The 19936-nt window shown below is 48.2% G+C and carries 19 protein-coding genes and 1 tRNA gene; 9 read left to right on the top strand and 11 right to left on the bottom strand.

Features of this window, described 5'->3' with window-relative positions:
• Positions 1-9: 9 nt before the first annotated feature.
• Entirely contained in the window at positions 10-216 is a 207-nt protein-coding gene (locus B3C1_RS14050) for a DUF2061 domain-containing protein (protein WP_008485622.1), read from the bottom strand.
• Positions 217-404: 188 nt separating this feature from the next.
• On the opposite strand from B3C1_RS14050, the gene B3C1_RS14045 reads away from it, so the two are divergent.
• Positions 405-481: transfer RNA gene (locus B3C1_RS14045), tRNA-Ile, on the top strand.
• Positions 482-711: 230 nt separating this feature from the next.
• On the opposite strand, the gene B3C1_RS14040 is transcribed toward B3C1_RS14045, so the two are convergent.
• Complete coding sequence (locus B3C1_RS14040; protein WP_008485621.1) at positions 712-942, bottom strand: SOS response-associated peptidase family protein; 231 nt, start codon at positions 940-942, stop codon at positions 712-714.
• Entirely contained in the window at positions 914-1126 is a 213-nt protein-coding gene (locus tag B3C1_RS19885) for an SOS response-associated peptidase family protein (protein ID WP_083858355.1), read from the bottom strand. Before B3C1_RS19885 ends, B3C1_RS14040 begins: the two co-directional genes overlap by 29 nt.
• A gap of 273 nt (positions 1127-1399) precedes the next feature.
• Between B3C1_RS19885 and B3C1_RS14035 the strand changes: the two genes are divergently transcribed.
• Positions 1400-4321: a DEAD/DEAH box helicase gene (locus B3C1_RS14035; RefSeq protein ID WP_083858354.1), complete on the top strand. Its 2922-nt coding sequence runs from the start codon at positions 1400-1402 to the stop codon at positions 4319-4321.
• A gap of 14 nt (positions 4322-4335) precedes the next feature.
• On the opposite strand, the gene B3C1_RS14030 is transcribed toward B3C1_RS14035, so the two are convergent.
• The 6 genes from B3C1_RS14030 to B3C1_RS14005 form a co-directional block, all read right to left on the bottom strand.
• Positions 4336-5892 (bottom strand): replication endonuclease, encoded by a 1557-nt coding sequence (locus tag B3C1_RS14030; RefSeq protein WP_008485617.1) that lies wholly within the window; start codon positions 5890-5892, stop codon positions 4336-4338.
• Positions 5885-6133: a hypothetical protein gene (locus B3C1_RS14025; protein ID WP_008485616.1), complete on the bottom strand. Its 249-nt coding sequence runs from the start codon at positions 6131-6133 to the stop codon at positions 5885-5887. The genes B3C1_RS14030 and B3C1_RS14025 overlap by 8 nt, the downstream gene beginning before the upstream one ends.
• Positions 6126-6353 (bottom strand): helix-turn-helix transcriptional regulator, encoded by a 228-nt coding sequence (locus B3C1_RS14020; RefSeq protein ID WP_008485615.1) that lies wholly within the window; start codon positions 6351-6353, stop codon positions 6126-6128. Before B3C1_RS14020 ends, B3C1_RS14025 begins: the two co-directional genes overlap by 8 nt.
• Before the next feature lie 86 nt (positions 6354-6439).
• The gene (locus B3C1_RS14015) at positions 6440-7327 is read right to left on the bottom strand and encodes a hypothetical protein (protein ID WP_035482259.1); all 888 of its coding nucleotides are present in this window, start codon (positions 7325-7327) and stop codon (positions 6440-6442) included.
• Positions 7328-7605: 278 nt separating this feature from the next.
• Entirely contained in the window at positions 7606-8274 is a 669-nt protein-coding gene (locus B3C1_RS14010) for a hypothetical protein (RefSeq protein WP_008485613.1), read from the bottom strand.
• Positions 8275-8284: 10 nt separating this feature from the next.
• Positions 8285-9517 (bottom strand): tyrosine-type recombinase/integrase, encoded by a 1233-nt coding sequence (locus tag B3C1_RS14005; protein ID WP_008485612.1) that lies wholly within the window; start codon positions 9515-9517, stop codon positions 8285-8287.
• A gap of 1074 nt (positions 9518-10591) precedes the next feature.
• On the opposite strand from B3C1_RS14005, the gene B3C1_RS20865 reads away from it, so the two are divergent.
• The 3 genes from B3C1_RS20865 (at position 10592) to B3C1_RS13995 (ending at position 12459) form a co-directional block, all read left to right on the top strand.
• On the top strand, positions 10592-10795 hold the full coding sequence (locus B3C1_RS20865) for a DUF952 domain-containing protein (RefSeq protein ID WP_192813383.1): 204 nt from the start codon (positions 10592-10594) through the stop codon (positions 10793-10795).
• 224 nt (positions 10796-11019) lie between these two features.
• Positions 11020-11646: a LysE family translocator gene (locus B3C1_RS14000; protein WP_035482256.1), complete on the top strand. Its 627-nt coding sequence runs from the start codon at positions 11020-11022 to the stop codon at positions 11644-11646.
• 111 nt (positions 11647-11757) lie between these two features.
• Entirely contained in the window at positions 11758-12459 is a 702-nt protein-coding gene (locus tag B3C1_RS13995) for an alpha/beta fold hydrolase (RefSeq protein WP_008485610.1), read from the top strand.
• 125 nt (positions 12460-12584) lie between these two features.
• Here B3C1_RS13995 and B3C1_RS13990 read toward each other — a convergent pair whose 3' ends face one another.
• Positions 12585-13826 (bottom strand): DEAD/DEAH box helicase, encoded by a 1242-nt coding sequence (locus B3C1_RS13990; RefSeq protein WP_035482274.1) that lies wholly within the window; start codon positions 13824-13826, stop codon positions 12585-12587.
• Positions 13827-14672: 846 nt separating this feature from the next.
• Here B3C1_RS13990 and B3C1_RS13980 point away from each other — a divergent pair.
• Entirely contained in the window at positions 14673-15128 is a 456-nt protein-coding gene (locus tag B3C1_RS13980; RefSeq protein ID WP_008485606.1) for an SRPBCC family protein, read from the top strand.
• Between the two features lie 142 nt (positions 15129-15270).
• Here B3C1_RS13980 and B3C1_RS13975 read toward each other — a convergent pair whose 3' ends face one another.
• Positions 15271-15627, bottom strand: a complete 357-nt coding sequence (locus B3C1_RS13975) for a hypothetical protein (protein ID WP_035482253.1) — start codon at positions 15625-15627, stop codon at positions 15271-15273.
• A gap of 476 nt (positions 15628-16103) precedes the next feature.
• Between B3C1_RS13975 and B3C1_RS13970 the strand changes: the two genes are divergently transcribed.
• The 3 genes from B3C1_RS13970 (at position 16104) to B3C1_RS19875 (ending at position 18558) form a co-directional block, all read left to right on the top strand.
• Positions 16104-17150 carry a helix-turn-helix domain-containing protein gene (locus B3C1_RS13970; RefSeq protein WP_192813382.1) on the top strand — a complete coding sequence of 349 codons (1047 nt, stop codon included), beginning with the start codon at positions 16104-16106 and terminating at the stop codon, positions 17148-17150.
• A 225-nt stretch (positions 17151-17375) separates the two neighbouring features.
• Positions 17376-17759 (top strand): GFA family protein, encoded by a 384-nt coding sequence (locus B3C1_RS20895; RefSeq protein WP_008485603.1) that lies wholly within the window; start codon positions 17376-17378, stop codon positions 17757-17759.
• Positions 17760-18129: 370 nt separating this feature from the next.
• Positions 18130-18558: a GFA family protein gene (locus B3C1_RS19875; protein ID WP_008485602.1), complete on the top strand. Its 429-nt coding sequence runs from the start codon at positions 18130-18132 to the stop codon at positions 18556-18558.
• Positions 18559-19936: the final 1378 nt, after the last annotated feature.

Genomic DNA, 19936 nt, shown 5'->3' with positions numbered 1-19936 from the left:
AGCACTTTTTCACATGGCCAGCATGGCCTGCTGCGCCTGCCGACGGGACGCCTTTATCCGGTCCCAGAGCTTCTCATGAAAGAAGTAGGCAACCGTATTGCAGGCCGGCTCAATCAGCGCCATAACGCCTCCAACAATCACGGATCCGGTCATCAGGTAGGCCACACTGAAGGCCACTGTCATATGGATACAGGCAAAACTCAGGGTCTTGAGCATGGGTCAGTCCTCATTACGAATCGTCTCCCCACAAATAGTAATGATTCTCAGCAAAGCCGCTAATGGGGAAAACCGAACAGCCTGTTCGCCAGGTGCCTAAAAGTTCGCCAAACCCTTCAATCACATGGACTTTGACACCCCCAAGATGGTGACAAGCCGACCCCGAACCCCTTATACTCCCCAGCCACGGCCCCTTAGCTCAGTTGGTTAGAGCAGTCGACTCATAATCGATTGGTCGCCCGTTCAAGTCGGGCAGGGGCCACCAGATACAGTAAGGGCTAGCAGGTGAGTAACCGCTAGCCCTTCGTATTTTTCGGCAAATTTTATAGCATATTTATAGCAAATTTTTTGCTCCTCCCGGCCCGTTAGCGGCCATCCCTGTGCCAAACAGGCAAAGCCCTCCCCTACTCCGCCCACAAAGCAAAGTGACCTAGAGAAGCCTTTGATGGTGTCTTTAGGCGAAGAGAGCATAAATCGACAGCTTAAAGCGGGTATTCAGAAGGCAGGGCCGCTCACCGGCTGTACCTTGATGCTTGATCTCTGGTAGGTATCCAACAAAACCCCTGCCCTATCCACATCGTGCAGATAGGCATCGGCGAGTTCAGGCTTGAGGATCACCGGCATACGCTCATGGTCGGGCGCACAGTCGGCGTTGGCTGGTTGAGTCAGGGTGACAAGGGCGCCGCCTGGGCGCTCTTCACTGGGCGGCCAACAGATCCCCGCCATGCTCTCCTGGGCCTGTGAAGTAATAACGCTGTTTGGGGCCTTCCTGGGCCTCCTGGCCCCACTCGTACCAGCCACTAAAAGGCAGCACACATCGGCGCAGGTAGCAGGCGGGCTTGAAGGTACTGAGGCTCTGCACCGTCTCGGCCTTGGCACGGAGCTTGGCCCAGGAAATTCTCGGCTCCACGGCAAGGGAAGCTGGCCTGGCCTGCCGTTAACCAGGGGTAGCATTGGATGAGCTGAGAGGTTTGCACGTTCTTCTGAAGCTAGGTTATCCAGCCACAGCAAAATCCATTGCCCATCGAAACAGCCTTACTTAGAGATTCTCTCGAGCATATTGCTAAACAAAGCCAACAGTGATCTTTTTAGTTCAGACCTACACAATAAAAAGTAATTAACAGGTTTTTTCCAATACGTTTATACTGCTTTAATCGACAGTAACTATACAAGGAATGTGAAAATGGACCAACACGTAAATGAACGTTCATTGGTTTTAAACAGCTGGATTGAGAACAGCGTAAATTACATTGAGAGCGACTCTAAAAATAGTATAGATGGTTTACGCCCTCCACAGATTGGAGCGTTATATGCGTCATTAGCACACCTCCATTCCGAATCAAACGAACCTGCCACCGTAGTTTTACCTACTGGAACAGGAAAAACTGAAACAATGGCCTGCTTAATTATTGCGGGAAAATTTGATACAACTCTCATAGTAGTGCCTTCAGATTCATTACGCACTCAAATTTCAGAAAAGCTTAAAAGCTTAAGTCTTCTTAGAAAAATTGGGGTTATTAAAAAAGAAATCCTCTCCCCAAGAGTAGGACTCATCAAGTCTAGAATTAAGAAAGAAGAAATAAGTGACCTTCTCAGTAATAACGTTTTAATTTCAACTGCACAGGCTTTGTCTTCCTTAGATAGTGAGACTCTCGCAGAACTATTGGCTAACGTGACTCATCTGATTTTCGATGAGGCACATCATGTAGAAGCGACCTCTTGGAAAAGAATTAAAAAAACACATGGTAAAAAACCATGCTTTCAATTTACGGCAACGCCATATAGAGCTGATAAAAAGAAAATAGAAGGAAGGATTGTCTATTCATACTCTATAAAGAAGGCACAGGAAGATAATTACTTCAAAAAAATTGAATTTCATCCTGTTTACGAGTTTATTAAAGAAAAATCTCATCAGGCTATTGCCGATAAAGCTATCGAAATCCTCAAAGCTGATTTAAAAAATGGCCTAGACCATATTTTGATGGCAAGAACAGCCTCAATCAAGGAGGCTAAAAAAGTATTCGCTTTTTATGAAAAATCGAAAGAGCTAAAACCTATTTTAGTGCACAGCAAACTCAGCAATATAAAAGAAATTTTAGAGAGAGTGAAACAATTAGAGCACAAGATTATTGTGTGTGTAGATATGCTGGGTGAGGGATTTGATCTTCCGAATTTGAAAATCGCCGCTATTCATGACACTCACAAAAGCCCAAATATAACACTTCAGTTTGTTGGTAGGTTTACTCGAACAAATAATCCAAAAATTGGAAACGCAAAATTTATATGCAACATTGCTGATGATAGTGTAGAAGAGCAACTAAAACGTCTCTACAGAGAAGATTCAAATTGGAATGAAGCTATTCAAATTATCGGTGATAATAACATTACAAAAGAGCTTACCGAACAAGATTTCAAGGCTGAATTCCATTCAGAAGAAAGAAAGCTCCTTAACTTGGGACTAAAAGTAAATAGCAGCACGTTGCTTTTTTCAGTTAATGATAAAGACGTTGACTTTGATAAGTTAGATAACTTTCCTAGGAATAACCAAAGAATAACTTATAAGTCAATAAACAATAGTGAAAGCATTGCAATGTTCGTCACCGAATCTGAAGAACAAGTGAAGTGGGCAAATGCTGATGATGTAAAAGATAGAATCAAAGATTTATACGTTATCCACTATAACAGAAAAATCGGATTGTTATACATTAATGCTAGTAGCTCTGACAGTGAGGCAAAACGGCTTGCTAAGCTAGTGTCCAAGAATGACAAGCCTTTATCAGGGGAGATGATGTTTCGCTCTCTCCACGATATAAAAAGATTGAAACTTAATAATGTTGGTCTCAACAAAAACAACAGAAACATCAAATTTCAAATGCACGTCGGCAGCGACATCCAGGAAATACTAAACCAAATAAAAACGGCAGGCACTAAAAAATCAAATATATTTGGGCAAGGATATTTCAATGGACTGCCACAAACCATGGGCTGCTCTCACAGAGGGAAAATATGGTCCATGGAGCAAACCACCATTCAAGAGTGGATTGCTTGGTGCAATATTGTTGGTAGAAAAGTACTAAATAATAAAATAAACACTGATGATATTATAAAAAACGCCCTAAGAGCCAAATATATAACGAACTACTCGAAAGCAAATGTCATTGCGATCGACTGGCCTTCCACTGTTTTTTTAAGAGACGTAGAGAAGGTAAAGCTAGAACTAAACAATATTGCATATAATGCAATACAGTGTAGTTTTTCTGATATATCAAAAAATAAAGACGGCTCAATACAATTCAATCTTTATCTTGAAGATGACAAGAAAATAAAGGTAAAGCAAGAAATTAAAAACGAGCGCGTTACAATCGAGTGCACTCCTGAAGCGACCATTTCCTTTGGAAGAACCACCACAAACCTCTCTAGTTTTTTAGAAGATGACTACCTTACATTATTTGATGCCGATTTATCTATTATTGAAGGTGACACAAATTACTATATAGAGGGTGGCTATAATATCTCATTTGATAAAAACAAATTAGAATATTGGGATTGGACAGGCGTTGATATTTCAACTGAGTCACAAAAGAGAATAAAGATTCCAAATTCAATACAAAGAAAGGTCATTGAATCTCAATTAAAAAAGTACGATATTGTTTTTGATGACGATGGTTCTGGAGAAGTTGCTGATGTTGTCGCAATTAAAAAATTAGGCGAAGACAAATATCATATCGACCTCTTTCATTGTAAATATTGCCCTAAAAACTCGAAGCCTGGGAGTCGAGTAGATGATTTTTACCAAGTCCTTGGCCAGCTGGTAAAGTCCGTAAAATGGATTCCTAAAGCAGAAAAAATTCTCGATAAACTTTTATCAAGTGAAAATATAGCATCAGGCAACGGATATACAAGGATAGAAAAAGGTGACATCACCCAGATAGGTGAGCTTAAAAATAAAGCTAGGCACATAGATTTTTCATATGGTCTAAAAATAGTCCAGCCAGCACTATCTAAAGCATCTGCAAGCGATGATGTTTTATCTTTGATTGGCTCCGCTACTGAATACGTTAAAGAAATTGCAGATTGTGAAACTGACGTAATATGTAGTCCTTGAAAAAATACACTTATTCACAGAACTCCAAGTGAAGTATTGAAGGCCGTTCCGGCCTTCAATACTTTCCAGCTAAAGCGACGGGTGATAATGCTTTGCCCTTCATGCAGCAAGCCCTTCAGGCATTTGATAAAACGATCCCCATAGGCCCCCATGGATAGCTCCCCTGTCTCCTTGCTGTGCTTCAGCTCGTAGTAGATGCGAAGGGGCCTATCCTTGAGGGCCGCAAAAGCGCCGCCCATAAGGCGGGTGTAGCCTTGCCAGTCCGATTGGTCAGCCGCTTCCCTTATTGCCTTCAGGCGGTCGCTTAGGCCTGCTATGGGCCTCATGCGGCGCAGTTCGCGCCAAACGGTGACGCTAGGGCCGCCTATCTGCTGGAACTGGCGGATGCGCCAACAGGCCGCCCAGGCTTCAACCCTTTCCGCTGCCTCAATGGGGTTCTCTCCATAGACGCCCACATCCAGCCCTTCGCCGTTTATGTTCTTGGATACGTACTTGGCGATATAGCCAGTTGCGCTGCCTTTGGCGGGGTCTATCCGCACTACCTTAAAGCGGTGCTCAGCCGCTCCTGGCTCGTTGCCGTCCACCTTGAAGCAATGCTGCCGGAATATGGCCTCTACCCTTTTGCGCTGGTCTGGTTTGACGAACAGCAATAGGTGCCAGTGTGGCGTACCGTCATGGTGCGGCTCGGCCACCCTGAAGCCATAGAGGCGGATTTCTTCTCGTTGCAGATGGGAGCGGATGCAAGCGAAGGTGCTGCAAAGGTAGTGTTGAGCCTGGGCAGGGGTTGAACCGTCCCATTTAGGATTGGGCCTGCCGGATGTGCCCAGGTGAGCATGAAAGCGGGATGGGCAAGTCATGGTCAGGAAAAGCGCCTCATCCCCTTGGGCTTTGCTCAATTCCTCAAAGCCCCGCATCCGCGCCATGAGTTCGGCTTTACGAATGGCAGGGTTGGAAACGTTAAGCTCTGAAAGTTCTTTGAGGCTGTATTGCTGACCCCATTCATTCACCACCAAAGTGCTGGACAGCAATTGCTCATGGTATGCCTTCTGCGCCCGGCGCTTTAGTACCGTGATATCACTGGCATAGAGGCCGCGCTTCACATTCACCAAGCCGAGAATACGCGCCACGGTTTCAACATCCCTGACCTGGCGATTTCGTAATTTTTTGAGCCACCAGTCTTTGCACGTCATCCGCGCAATGGCGCTGCGATAGCCAGGTTCCGTAAGCTCTATAGGTGCCGGTGGCCGTAGTCGCTTGCCCTCAACAAAGTTTAAGGCTTTTTGGTAGGCAGCGTTGGTGCCCGCCGATAGCAGGACAATGTGACTATTGATCTCGGCCAGCTTGCTTGCCTGCTGCCTGAGGGCATCTTCATCGGCATCCAACACCAAGGCAAAAGGGTTTACCCCTATTGCCTGGGCGATAGCCTGGCGCTTAAGGCGTATCCAGGTATTGGCATCGAAGCGGGTCTTTTGCCGCTTATAGCCCTTTAAAAGCTCGCATCGAAAAATGGCCGGTAATCCGGCCAACTGACTTTCCACATAGGTTTGGTCGTGGGGGTCGATGTTAAGCATCAGCCACCTCCACAGCCTCATAAACCAACAAAGGCAGACCCAAATCCGATTCGGTATAACACCGAACCCAACCGGCCTCTTTCAGTCTTTCGAGGCTTAACTGGTGGACGTTACCCGGATAACCATCGGTTCCCATCAACCGAAATTCGGTCATGGTTTCGTGAAGGCATTTAGAGATCCGCTGACCTTTGGCCAGCATCCAGGCATGGAGGGCCTTTTGGCGGTCGGTGAGGTTAGCCATGGCGCACCTCCTGGCCCAGGTGCTCAAGGCGCTGGAATTGGTCCAGCCAAGCGTCCAAGTCTTCCCGGAGGTAGCGCACGGCGCGGCCAATCTTGATGAAGGGCGGCGCCGGGGTGCGGTTCTTGCGGTTGCCCTCCATCCGCGCTTGGCGCAGATAGGAGCGGCTCATGGCGATGTATTGAGAGGCTTCGATCTCGGTTAGTGCACGTTGGTTGTTCATAGCGGTTCCTCGCGAATGGCTATGAACAAACCCTAAGGCACAGGTAGGGCCAATTAAGCTCTCCGTTAATTCAATTAAGCTGTGCGTTAATTTTTAGTCTGAAGTTTGCGGATCTTGGTCAGCGTCGGGCCAAGTGAAGCAAATGAAAAATAGTGTTCTTTACCTTTGGCTCTGTCACGCCACAGCACCTCACTACCACTGACATCAACCAGGATGTTATACCGGTCAAAGGTCCGCTCACCTTCACTGGTGGCAGCTTCCCGCTCAAGTACCTGCCAGATCTCTTTAGCGCTATCTCTCTCGGCGGCCAATAACATATGACCTAAAACCTCATGGAGGTCATTACTGTATTTGATGCCTTTAATTGGTTTAGCTGAAAGGGCAATAGCCTTCTCTAATAGCGCCTTGGCTTCTGCCAGGGAACAGCGTAAATCCTGAGGTTTGATGCGATGCCCGTAGGCATTCACTACCTTCTCCACGTTAGCCATCACATCCTGAGGGGATGTAATTCCTGCCGGGTTCTCCAACATCGTATGTAAAGCAGCCAAGGTGTTTGTACCATGGGAGCTATAGCTAGTATTGCAAGCAGCAGAGATAACCATATTTGGCCGTTCAATATGGTGGTAACGTTGAAATAGGTTGTTTGGAAATGGCATCTCATCACCGGCTATCTCTCGCCAGTTTCGGATCTTTTCCGACTCAAGAATGTTGCAGAATCGAACCAGGCCAGCACGCCCGTTTAAAATGGCTTTGGCATCGTCAAATCTGGGTTCTACAACACCGTCATAATCAAAGCGCCCTAAGCAGGTACGTTTACCATCTTTAACCAGAAAGCCGAGCAGGCTCTTAGCTGACAGCCCGACGAGCAGAGTCAAGCTACGGTCTTCCATAGCTGCCAATAAAGCGCCCTGGCTAGTCGACAGCACACCACTGGCTTCATCTAATCGGCAGTACAACCGCTGCTTATCAGTCATCAGCCCCCCAGAGATGACTACACGTGATAGGTTCACCGCTAGAACCTCTATCCCGGCAAGCGTTACACCAGCTCTGGATACCTTCAGGATGCTGAGGTGTTGCCCGCTTATCAGAGACGCCAAAGGCCGAGGGATTACTATAGAAGACGTGCTGCCCTGACTGGCCAGAGCATTCTGGGCATGATTTTAACGACTGATCTTCGTTGTACTGAGCAACTCTTAAAGCACGATGACAAACAGGACACTGACTCATAAGAACACTCCTTGTTCATTTTTTACTAAGCAGCTTCTTTTTTATTTGGTTCAGGTACATCTATTGATGGAATAGAAGAACATTCACTGATGTGAGAAATTATTTTCTTGGTATCTTTGTATGCCAGCTCAACCGCATAGACTATCACTGCACATAGAGCACTAAAACAGCCATAGATTATTAACTTCGCGGATTCACCACCGAAGAATATAGAAAGCACACCCAAGCCGACCAAGAACAGTGCATAAGCAGAGCACCCAAAAATATAAACTAATGAGAACCCATACTTTAGGTGGTGATACCATTTCACTTGATATGAAGGTCTTCCATTACGGACAACAAGATATTGATCTGCCCTCTTTATCTGCCGCCAACCAAACTGACCTCTCGCAGAAGAAATAAGATCCTTATAAAAGTCCCTCACAATCTTACATGCATCAACACCGGTAGAAATAAAGAAAACTTTTCTTTCAAACTGCTCTTCGACGATGGACCTATCTTCAAGTGTAATGCTATTTGATGCGATAACCTCTTTGAGAAATGAAGCCTCCGCCCGTCTTAACTCTCTCAGCCTGAAAAATAAATCTAAGGGTTTAAAGTGTATAATTAAAATAAACAAACAAAGTGGCGCTATATATTCAAGCTTCATTGGAACGAGTCCCAGAAGCGAGTTGATAAAAGAATCAAAGTTCATCAGCCACTCCTTAGCCTATCAAGTTAACTGCCGCAGCCTTATGCTCTGGCGCCAAGTGAGCATAACGTAAGGTCATTTTTAAGTCAGCATGGCCTAGCAGCTCCCGCACTGTGTTGAGGTCCACCCCCTTCATCACCAGCTTGCTGGCGAAGTGGTGGCGCAGGTCGTGAAACCTGAACTCAGACAGCCCCGCCTCTTCGGCCACCTTGAGCCATGACTTCTTGAAATCGGTTAGGGCTTTACCTGACTCACCTTCGAACACATATAAGGTATCGGGGTTTTGCTCCCTCCAGCGGGTGAGCACTTCAGTTGCTTCCCCATTCAGGGGAATGTGCCTCGCCTTACTGGATTTGGCTATAGCCCCTCGGATGGTGGCGACCCTAGTATGGAAGTTCACGTCAGCCCAAGTCAGGCCGAAAAGCTCCCCTCGCCGCATGCCAGTATTCATGGCCAGCAACACTATAGGTTCCAGGTGATCAGCAAAATCACCCTTTGGGATGTTCGGCAACACCCTATAGCCTCTTTTGACCCTATAGCTATTGCCGCTTTCCCTACCATCTTTTATTTGCTGGTCCCTACCCTTTAGGGTTTCCCTAAGCTTTAGCTCCTGAGCAGAGGTCAAATAGCGCACTATAGTGTTGTCTACTTTCAGCGCCTTCACCTTACCGAGGTCATGGCGTTCGATCACTCCCCATTCCACGGCCCGGCTAAGGGCGCCCTTTAGGGTGGTGATGTAGTAGTTGAGGGTCGCTGGCTTGATCTCTTTGGCGCGGCGGCTGCGCCACTTTTCCAAATCCCAGGGGGTGATTTGATCCAGTGGCTTTTCCATTAGTTCTGGGAACTGGGTGCGGAGTCGGTCAACGATGCTTTTGGCCGTCTTGGGATTGCGGGTTTCCAGCCATGGCCGGTACTGGTGTTCAAGAAAGCTATCCAGGCGCTTGTGCTTCTCTGCCAAGGTTCGCTGCCGCGTTTCCTTGCGAACGGCTTGGACGTTATCCCCTTTGGCAACCTCCCCCAGCTTCTCCATAGCCAAGTCGCGCGCCTGGGCCGGGGTAAGGTGGCCATGGACGCCAAGCTTGAAGTTCGCCTGCTTACCGTTGTGGCGATAATAGATGTAGTACGTGATGCGCCCTGTAGGGGCAATGAGGGCGTGGAAACCGGGGGTATCGGTGTCGTTGAGCCGCTTGTCCTCGGGACGAAGCTCTTTGATGCTGGCCAGACTGATCCGCTTCTTGATGCCCATATTTATAGCATATTTATAGCAAAACCATTGATACAGGAAAGCTTAGCATGTACAGCAATGAACAAGACAACCAAACGCAACAACATGATAAATAATGAATAAATCCATTATTTTTGTTCATTGCTGTACATAGCGACTCTCTGGAAAATGGCCAAAAAACCCGCTCATAATCGATTGGTCGCCCGTTCAAGTCGGGCAGGGGCCACCAGATACTAAAAGGGCTAGCCGGTTTAACCGCTAGCCCTTTCGATTTTCTGGGGTATCTCGTCACCACTCCCCGGCAATGAGCCCGCCCTCTCCTTTCCATATCTGGTGCCTTTCCACAGCCCCTCACATTTGCTCCGTCAGACCGATTTTAAGCAGTGCAGCCAATGGTAAGGTGCCGACTCTAGCACCGCAGTGCCAGTGGCAGCGGCTTGACTTTGCCTGGCCATTGCCATTTTATTGACCTTCAGGACGCTGGCTTAAGATCGGTAATGGATACAAGAAGCCAAGCTTGGGAGCACTCCGGCGCGGCTCTGAGACAGGTAGCTCAGACGAGTCTGCCTGACGATGGTAAGAAGCCAGCGAACAAAGCAGGGAAAGCGGATAATCCCCAGAGAGCATAAGCCGGGTAACGGGTCAGGCAGCTCCTCCTTCAACTGGATAACAAGGACGCTATCAGCATTTGGGGGCTGCAACCTAGGGGCGGTAGCGTCGCCTTAGCTTTATATTCAACCAATCCTATCTTATTGATATTTAATAGTTATAAAGAGACAACTTCTTCCAAGCACCGGCATCCACGCTGACAGCAAGGCTGAGTGTCAAATGGCGCAAAGCAATACGATGTCGCCAACGCTTGCTGTTAAGCATCCCAACGACGTGCATTCAGTATTTTAATCAGAAGCCTGTGAAGCTGATTGAGTGCAAGAAAACAACTCGGCTTCATCACTACTACTAGTGGACTTGGTTGGTTCGGCATCGGAGGACTTGTATAGCGTTGTCCCTTAGGCTGATTTACATGACGCAGAGCGCTGCGGCACCCTTCCTCGGTGCGCCGCCGACCAACGACATGACGAATCCATCTGAACATGGTTGGAGCAAGCAGAACTCGTTGCCAATCTCTGGTTATCTCCAGAAGAAAATCCTGTTGTCTTGGAAATCGATGTGACCGAATTAGCCCAGCACCTGAAATGGGAGGCTCGTATTGCTCCCCCTGAGGGACTGTGGCCCAGTATTTATATGGCCGATGTTCCCATCCGAAGTATCGCCCATGTCGATAGTCTCTCCTGTCACTAGGGGAAAGTGATGTGCGCATGTAGTAACGTACGAACAGAATCGTATCAGGCGGGTCGTAACCCCGAAGATGGGGATAAATATATCGGCAAAGACGAGATGAAAAAGTATTAAAACCAGGTTTATCTGATAGATAAAGAGTTATCTGAACTGACTGCATCTTTGCCAGGCTCACGAGTGTTCGCTGTCTGACTCAACACTAGAAACCATATTTATGGGGCTGAATATTGGAAAACATAAATTATTTGCTCATAGTATTTTCAGCAATAGCAGCAATTGCCAGCCCTGGTCCAGCAACACTGGCTATAGCTGGAGCATCCATGGGGAAGGGCAGGCTGTTTGGCCTATATCTTGCCTTTGGTGTACTGACTGGTTCTTTAATTTGGTCAATGCTAGCCGCGTTTGGTTTGGCGGCGGTATTGAAGTCGAACATTTGGTTGTTTGAAAACCTTAAGTACTTGGGGGCTCTTTATCTTCTGTACCTTTCATACAAATCATTGAAATCAGCGCTGACCTCTAGGCCACCTAACATTGCAAAAGTACAATTACATTCAAGAAGCAACAGTTATCTTAAAGGTTTGCTGATCCATTTGACCAACCCCAAGGCAATCCTCTTCTTTAGCGCCCTGTATTCGATAGCTGTTCCAACAACGGCAACGCCACAAGATCTGCTTTCTGTGGTAGTGGTAGTTGGTGCAGTGAGCTCAGCCGTGTTCATTGGCTATGCACTTCTCTTTTCTCATGCAGGTGTAAGAAATTTCTATATAAGGTCCAAATCGATTTTTGAGGGCGTGTTCGCAATGTTCTTTGGCACTGCCAGTTTTAAACTTATTTTCAGCGACATCCAGGGCTAGCTCTAACTGCTCTTCTTTTTTCCTGTTTGCTGAAAATCAGTGCTCCTGGTGATTTGCTTTTAGTATGGTATGAGTTAGCTGCAGCTCAGAGTGGCATGAATTGAGAAGCGAATGAAGCTAATACTACTTCCAGGTATGGATGGCACCGGGCTACTTTTCGGTCCGCTATTGAACAGGCTTGGCAGCCTTGATACGGAAGTCATTCCTTTGCCAAGTGAGGGCGCCCAAGATTATTCTTCCCTGGCAGAAAAGGTGGCCGCACTTATTGGGGAGCAAGAGTGTGTTGTCCTTGCCGAGTCATATTCCGGCGGCATAGTAGAAATACTGCTCAAGAAGCATAACCTGCAGATAAGGCATGTCATTTTTATAGCCTCCTTTCTCTCTTGCCCCTCTCGCACTCTGTCTAGAGTAGCGGCAGTCCTCCCTATTCGGGCGTTAATGGCTATTCCAGTTCTGGCTCCTCTGGCCATGAAAGTGCTCTTGATAGGGCGCTCCGCCAGTCCAGATACGATCTCTTTGCTGCGAAGGGCCATAAACGCGGTTGACCCAAAAGTGCTGAAAAGGCGTTTACAGCAGATAGCGAAATACCGCGCAACTGATACTAGCTTCGAGACTCACGCAACCTATATTCGCCCAGTAAATGACGCTCTGGTCGGTGACAGAACAAGGGAGTTTAGAGACAGGTTCCCACACTTGAAGGTTATCAACGTCGGCGGCCCGCACTTCATATTACAAGCGCAACCCGATGCTTGTGCAGAACGCATTCTGGCTGAGGTAGGGCATCTAGCAAGCAAAGGCAAAGGGGCAGCTTAGGCCCCTTCCTTTACGCCTTACGCTTCATGAGTATTGCTATGAGCGACATTGAACGTGAGGCAGCAAGGGTGTGAGGTTTACGCGCACAACACTCTTACCCCTTCCTTTGAGCGCTTCGAGAAAACCTAGCGACGACGCGGTTTAGCTTTGTTGCTACCACTTTGCCCAAGGGCTTTAGCGCGTAGGGCTTTCTTAGACGGCTTACCCTTGAGGCTGCTTGTGTCTTCCTGTTCCAGCAGAGCCGGCTCAAAGCCTTCCAGCCACTGCAGGGTAAAATGCTCGCCAGTAAGCTTTTCTATGTCTTTGAGCAGGTATTTATCTTTGTTCGAGACCAACGAAACGGCCAAGCCCGCTTGGCCAGCACGGCCAGTTCGGCCGATGCGGTGGATATAGTCTTCGGCGTTGTAGGGTAACTCGTAGTTGATCACGAATTGCAGTTGCTCAATGTCCAACCCGCGCGCAGCCACATCGGTGGCGACAAGCGCCCGCACTTGACCGGTTTTGAACTCTTCCAAGCCGCGATCGCGGGCACCCTGGGATTTATCGCCATGTACCGCTGCGGCACTGATACCATCTTTCTCAAGCTCTTTGGCCAGCGCATCCACCGCTTGTTTGGTACGAGTGAAGATAAGCACTTGTTGCCAGTTCTTGGAGCCAATCAGGTACGCCACCAAGCCCGCTTTGCGTTTGTTGTCGACCTCGTAAAAACGTTGCTCAATTTTCGCCACCGTTGAGTTTCGTTCGGCGACTTCAATCAGTTTTGGCTGCTTTAAAATGGTTTTGCTCAGGGCAAACACTTCATCGTTAAAGGTTGCAGAGAAAAACAAGGTTTGATGCGCTTCGGGTAGGCGTTTTAAGATGCGCTTGATATCGACAATAAAGCCCATATCCAACATACGATCTGCCTCATCGAGAACCAGTGTTTCAACCGTACTTAGGTCAATGAGTTCTTTAATGGCAAGTTCCAGCAAACGGCCTGGTGTGGCCACCAGGACATCACAGCCTTGGTTTAATGCATCAAGCTGCGGGTTAATACTCGCGCCACCATAAGCCACAACAGAGTTAAGGCCCAAACCTTGACTGTATTTCATAAAACTCTGGTGTACTTGTTGAGCGAGCTCCCGCGTTGGTGTCAGCACTAACACGCGAATGGCTTTTTCAGGTACTCCTCGAACGAGGTGGCGTTGAATCAGTGGCAAGGCAAAAGCAGCCGTTTTACCCGTACCTGTTTGCGCCCCTGCCATGACATCGTGGCCCGCCAAGACCTCCGGGATCGCCGCTTGTTGAATCGGCGTTGGCACTTTATAGCCAAGCGTATCAAGGACAGCCAATAAATCCGAGTGAAGACCTAAGTTGGAAAAATGCATAAACAGGCACCGCTTGCACCACATGAAGACGGCGCTATTGTAGCATGGAAACCTTAAGGGCCTGATATGACGCTCAGAGATATTTGCACTCCAGCTGGGCGCATTTACCATAGCATCTACAGCAATAAGGGCTTTTTAAAAAGCGAGTGAACCAGGCTCACTTTATTGTGAGCCTGATGTTTGTGTGCTGAGATATCGAAGACAGCTATCGGCACAGTCTATCCCATAGAAAATAGAGCACTGCCAAAGCGGTACCTGAGCGTCTTTATTTCCAATCTTAAGTCGTGGAATGTTTTTTAAGCACGCAATCATCACAAAAAACAATTATCTTTTAAATGGCAGGCCAAGTAGCCGAGCCACTTTATGAACACCTCTTTCTTTGCACGCTGCTGTTGTCGGCGTTATTTCTCAGGAAACAGTTAGCGATGCAATTGCCAAAGTTAGAAGACTTCCCTTTGGGGACAGAATTTTACATTAAAGAATTTGATGTTCCTTTGGTGAGGATCTCCGAAGGTAGCAAATGTAAGTGGCTGAATTGGTTTGGGGGAACCCCCAAAGAATATGACGCTACTGCGCTCATAGTCAGTAACAACTGGGAAGCTGAGTCATTTGAACAATGGCTGAAGATTGTTAAAGACTCTCTATAGGGTTAAACGCAGCAACGCCGTGGAGGCCTGGAACAGCCTTTAGCCTTCACGGCGGCGGCGCTGAATAACGGTGTGGTCGCCATGCACTACAGGCGCATGTACGGTTAACAATCAGCATCAAGGGACCTGGCTACACTCAGTTAGGCCCTCGTACTTAGTGCCAAGGCCATTTCACAGCCATTACTCAAGGAGCCATGCCATGGATAGCTACAAGAACAACATGCTTCTTTGCGCACCTGCCGCTCGTGTCTACGATGCATTGACCACGCAGCACGGCATAGCCGGATGGTGGACTAGGTCCTGCGAGGTAGGGGCCAGGGTCGGCGAACTGGTAAGGATAAAATTTGGTGAAACCTTCAAAGTGATGCGCATTGAATCCCTACGACCACAGTCTGAGGTTCGCTGGAATGTAGTAGACGCACAACTCGTGGTGCCTGGCTTGACAAGAACAAACGAATGGATTGGTACGACAATCCTCTTTCAGCTATCAAGCCCATCCGAATCCACTACGCGATTGGATCTGGAACATATTGGCCTTACGCAACAAATTGAATGCTACGAAGTTTGCAGCCAAGGCTGGGGGCAGTTTCTGGAAAGTCTTAAAAGCTATGTAGAGAAAGGAAAGGGTTCGCCCTATGCCGACCCTGTCAGCTAATTTTTCTTAGCCGACATGCCACCGAGTCCATGTACTCAACGGAATAAAGCAGTCATGTTCGGTAAGGCACAATGATATCAAACAGTTTAGAAGAACGAGCCGGCCCTCAAGAACAGCAAAGACCGGCTCGTTTTGCTCGTCGTTAACGGCTCTTTATTTTGGCCTCTGAGTCGCCTATGGCCTTGCTAAAGCCAAGACCCACACCGGCAAAGACGATATGGCCGACGTTGTCTTTAGCAAAGATGTCTTCTTTATAGACAATTGCTGTCGCGCCAACGAACAACGCTACAGCATCCAAAGTAGTGAAGTAGTGCTTACCATCTTCGATTTTATCTGGATTGAAATCCAGATCTGTGGCGATGATGTTCCCCTCCCCGCCAAAGGTTACTCCAACCAGGGTGCTGGTCATGAAGAACCTCAAGCCATTTTCGAGTGTTACGTCCGCCTGTACGACGCTAACCCCTAAGCCGCCCCAAGAAACCCTTGCTGTGCCTTTCATAGCCACTCCTTGTCCTAGTGATTTTCCAAATTGTTTTTGCATGAAGCGTAATCGCTTTGCCCATTCACTATAACCAGTGGCTTTACTTTTTAAGTGCTATTTAACCGCACCTGGATTTCATTTAACTGTGCGTGCTTTTGGTTTGACTCTGAGTGCAATACTTAGGCATTACGGGACCACGCCGCCCTGCCCTCACTGAGTATTGAGCCTTGGAACGCGAGCATGAGCGGGCTTAGAAACAATACCGGCTGCACTTAGCTGGGCCACTTGGTGTTGATGAAGATAGACAAAGCACCGCAGCTAACCTTGGGCCCACCCCAAACTTCGGCACTGAATAAGTTGTAACCCTGTGATTCAAGGCCACTAACAGCCAGGATAGAGGCTGGATAGGCCGCAGGCCCTAACGCCACTATCGTCAGTAAACACTATTATTAATCGATTGTTTGAGGTGGTCAGAGATGACTATGCATGGAGATGTGAGCCACGACAGTGAGATCCCGCGCTCTTTTGTCAGCACTTACGGCATGCCCCGCAAGGCGGCTGTAGAGTTCTGGCAGGAAAGGGTATCCGGATTATTAGATACCCAACTACGTGACCCCGAAGGGGAAGGTGCATTCAGTCAGATTGACGCTTATATGCTGGGGCGGCTGTCGCTCTCCAAAATTGATATCGGCCCACAATTATTTAGCCGCTCATTAAGAAAAATAGGCCAGGATGGACTAGACCATTATTTTTTAAGCTTCTATGAAACAGGGTGCTGCCGAAACCGCATAGATCGCTTTAATACAGAAAGCCAACCAGGTGATTTGATCATCACCGATCTCAGTCAGCCCCTTTCTGCTGAAGTCACAAAGCACAGCAGTATTGATATCGTACTACCCAGAGCAATTCTGGCATCCAAGCTCAGCTTCCCCAATGATCAGCATATGCGCATTGTGCATCGCGACGAGCCGCTGGTAAGGATCCTTAGGAGCCATTTGGCTACATTGGCAAATACGGCTGTCGGTATAAAGCAGCGCGACGTGGACAATTTAGAGCCGATCACCGTATCCCTGATAGCAGCAGCAATGAATGGCTGTGGAACTGAGCAAACCCGCCCTGCCATCCATACCAGTATCAGGTCAACCATTGTGGTTTTCATCGATAACAAGCTGAACAATGCTGACCTGACACCAGAGTACCTATCAAAGCACTTCGGCATTTCCCTTAGAAAGCTGCACTATCTATTCCAAGTGGATGGAGGCGTTTCAAAGTTCATCCAGTTGCGGCGGCTTTATAAAATAAAGGATATGTTGACCCGCCCTGAGATGGCTGGTGCCAGCATTGCTGAAATAGCGCAGTGCAACGGCTTTTCCCACACGGCCAGCTTTAGCCGGGCTTTTCGTAAGGCATTTGGCGTGAGTGCCAGAACAATCAGGGCCATGTCCCTTGAAGGGCAAAAACTGGAGTCTGCACTGGGTAGCAATGGGCTGAGCTGGTCTGGATGGCTGCAACAGATGAAGTATTACTCTGGCAGCCGCTAAAAAGCCCCTAGGATATGAGGGCTAAGCTGGGCACCCGGGCGCCGGTATACGCATTGGCGAATAAGGCCCTGCCAGCGTAACAATCCCCAGTTACCTAAGACATGGCGATATCTCACCCTTGGCTAAACTCCAGCGACACAAGCCAGGCCCCGATGCCAAAAGGGCCACCGTACTAGGCAAAAGCCCTGCTGAATCCAGGCGACCAATAACCAAGGGAGCACTGCCGTGAGCAACAAACGACCTTCATCACCGCTACAGGGCTCATGCCACTGCGGCGCCGTTCGCCTTACTTTGCCGGCAGCGCCGGAGATGGCGAGCAGTTGCAACTGCTCTTTATGCCGGCGCACTGGAGGAATTTGGGCCTACTACCAGCTTGGCTCGGTTGTGATTCAAGGGCACCCCGGCAACACCGAGAGCTACACCTGGGGTGATAGAAGCATGAGAAATTTTCGCTGCAAAACCTGCGGTATCATCACCCATTGGGAGCCAATAGAACCAACCCCTGGCTCCCGCCATGGCGTGAACCTTAGGAACTTTGAGCCCGAGCTGCTAGCGTCTGTCGTCGTCAGGCAGTTTGATGGGGCGGATACATGGCAGTTTCTGGATTAAATGCCAGTCCCAGCCTACATCTGCTACTTAACACGTCCACTTGGCAATCGCCTTTGCCTGTCTAAGAGCATATCAGTAACCCAGTATCTGCCGTCTTACCCTGGTACGGATAAAATTCATCGTCCAGTCTGGGCAGAATAAAAAGGTCCACTGCTGGTCACTTTATTCTCGCAGCGCTCCCTATGGGAATATTTACCTGACCACTGGGAAATACCGAATTCAAAAGAAATACCTAAATCAATGGCACGCTCACAATGGCCGATGGCATACCCACCAAACTAGGCTGGTTGCAGGTTTGGAGTATTTGGCTAAATGGGCACATCGGCGTTCTGGCTAATTGCCCGGCCAAAAGCATAGTGAATCGCCTGCCATGTTATGCACTGATACTTGGGGGACCTTATCTATGAAAGGAAGTTGTTTGTGTGGAGCCATCAGCTACGAAGTAGCTGCTTTGGATACAGCCATCCTCTTCTGCCACTGCCAAACCTGTAGAAAGGCCCATGCCGCACCTTTAGTCCCAACAGCAGGTGTGATGAGGGAGCATTTCGTTTGGCTAAAGGGAGAAGGCAGCCTTTCAAGCTTTGAATCCAGCCCAGGAAAGATAAGGCATTTCTGCATGCTCTGCGGCACCCACTTGGTAGCGGAGCGTCCAGGCAAACCCGTGTTGATTCTGCGAGTTGCCACTTTGGACGATGCCCCTGGTGCCATGCCGGAAGCTCATATATGGACGAGTCATGATCTGAACTGGCTGGACCATGAAGACATCCCAACCCACCACGAATGGCAGCCTGGAAGGTGACAGAGCGCCTTGCCGTATGTAACAGGTAATAGCGCGTCGGTTTGGCCAGACGCTCAAGTGACCTTACAAGCCCAAAAGCTGGCCAAGCATGGTTCAGCAAGCACTTAGCCTTGGCAGTTTCCGGCGCAGCCTAAACTTAGCCGACTTGCAAGCAGCCATCAGGCAGTATCGGATAAGCCGGGCGGTCACAGGCCACGCTAGCGTCCAGTTTTGTATCGGTAAAGTATTCGCCCAGGCACTGCCCTCCGATAATTGCCTGGTTAAGCCACACACAATAATGCTTACTGGCAAAAAGCGAGTAACCACTCCGGCTTAGGCCCTTGCCCTACCCCAAGCTTTCGTCCCCAACACAGTGTTAAGCCAAAATAGGTACCTACAGGCATTTTGGTGATTCTTGACAGGGATAATGCCAAATGGAATAAAGTCCTTTCAGGATAAGGTAGAAAGATGAGATAGCAGACCGCAAAGGTTAGCTTGTAGAACTTGAGCGGGTGTATAGGACACACACCGAGGGCCAACCAAGAAGGCCTTTGTCGCCAGTTGATAACAGGGACGATATCAGCATGTGGGGGCTGCAACCCAAGGGCGGTAGCGTTGATTAATCTTCGGGAAGCAACAACTTAAGCCATTGATATTATTTTATTAAATCGAAACACAATAACTTACCCCGATCCGAACCCAAGCCCTACAACCAATGAGTTGGGCGCAGCCGCTGTAAAGCAAGGCGACACTACCAGCTCGCCCAGAGCAGGGTCCCAAAAACTCCCCCACACATCTGTATAACAACACAGTATATCTGCGCAACTGCACAAAAAATGGCTCGCTTTCACGCAACAACATGCTCGCTTTCACCGGTGTGACCAGTTTAGGTCTTTGATAGGTAAAGCTTATTAAAAGGTCGGCTCTGATGATTATGCGCCACGCCCCGTGGCAAAACGAGCCGGCTCGCTTTCATACATAAGCATCGCTTATAGTCTTTTTTAATCAGAACGTTATGACACTGGTCTAATGAGTAAAAACGAGCCGGCTTCATAACTATTGTTAAATGTCTATGAGCACTGAGATTAAGCAACAAATATTTGAGTCGTTACCTAATCGCGTAAAGGTGGGCTTAAAGTCTATCAACAGGGGGCCGTGCCCTGACACCGAGTTGTGGCTTCGTGAACCTATTCCTGCTTTGGGTGGCAAATCAGTTCTAGAGGTCCTAAGGGAAACAAATGGTGAACTCAAGGTGGTTTCTTACTGTAATGAGGTGAAAGGGAAGTTCTCATAATCATGCAACAACATTTAACAAGCAAAGGCAGCATCGTCCTTGCGGGACTGGACCTCGCTACGCTCGGCCGCTGCTTTGGGCGTTATGTGCTTATGAGGAAAATTG

Origin of the sequence: Gallaecimonas xiamenensis 3-C-1 (assembly GCF_000299915.1) — a bacterium.
GTDB classification, from domain to species: domain Bacteria; phylum Pseudomonadota; class Gammaproteobacteria; order Enterobacterales; family Gallaecimonadaceae; genus Gallaecimonas; species Gallaecimonas xiamenensis.
The sequence above is the reverse complement of the archived record's forward strand: the minus strand, read 5'-3'. Positions and strand labels throughout refer to the sequence as shown.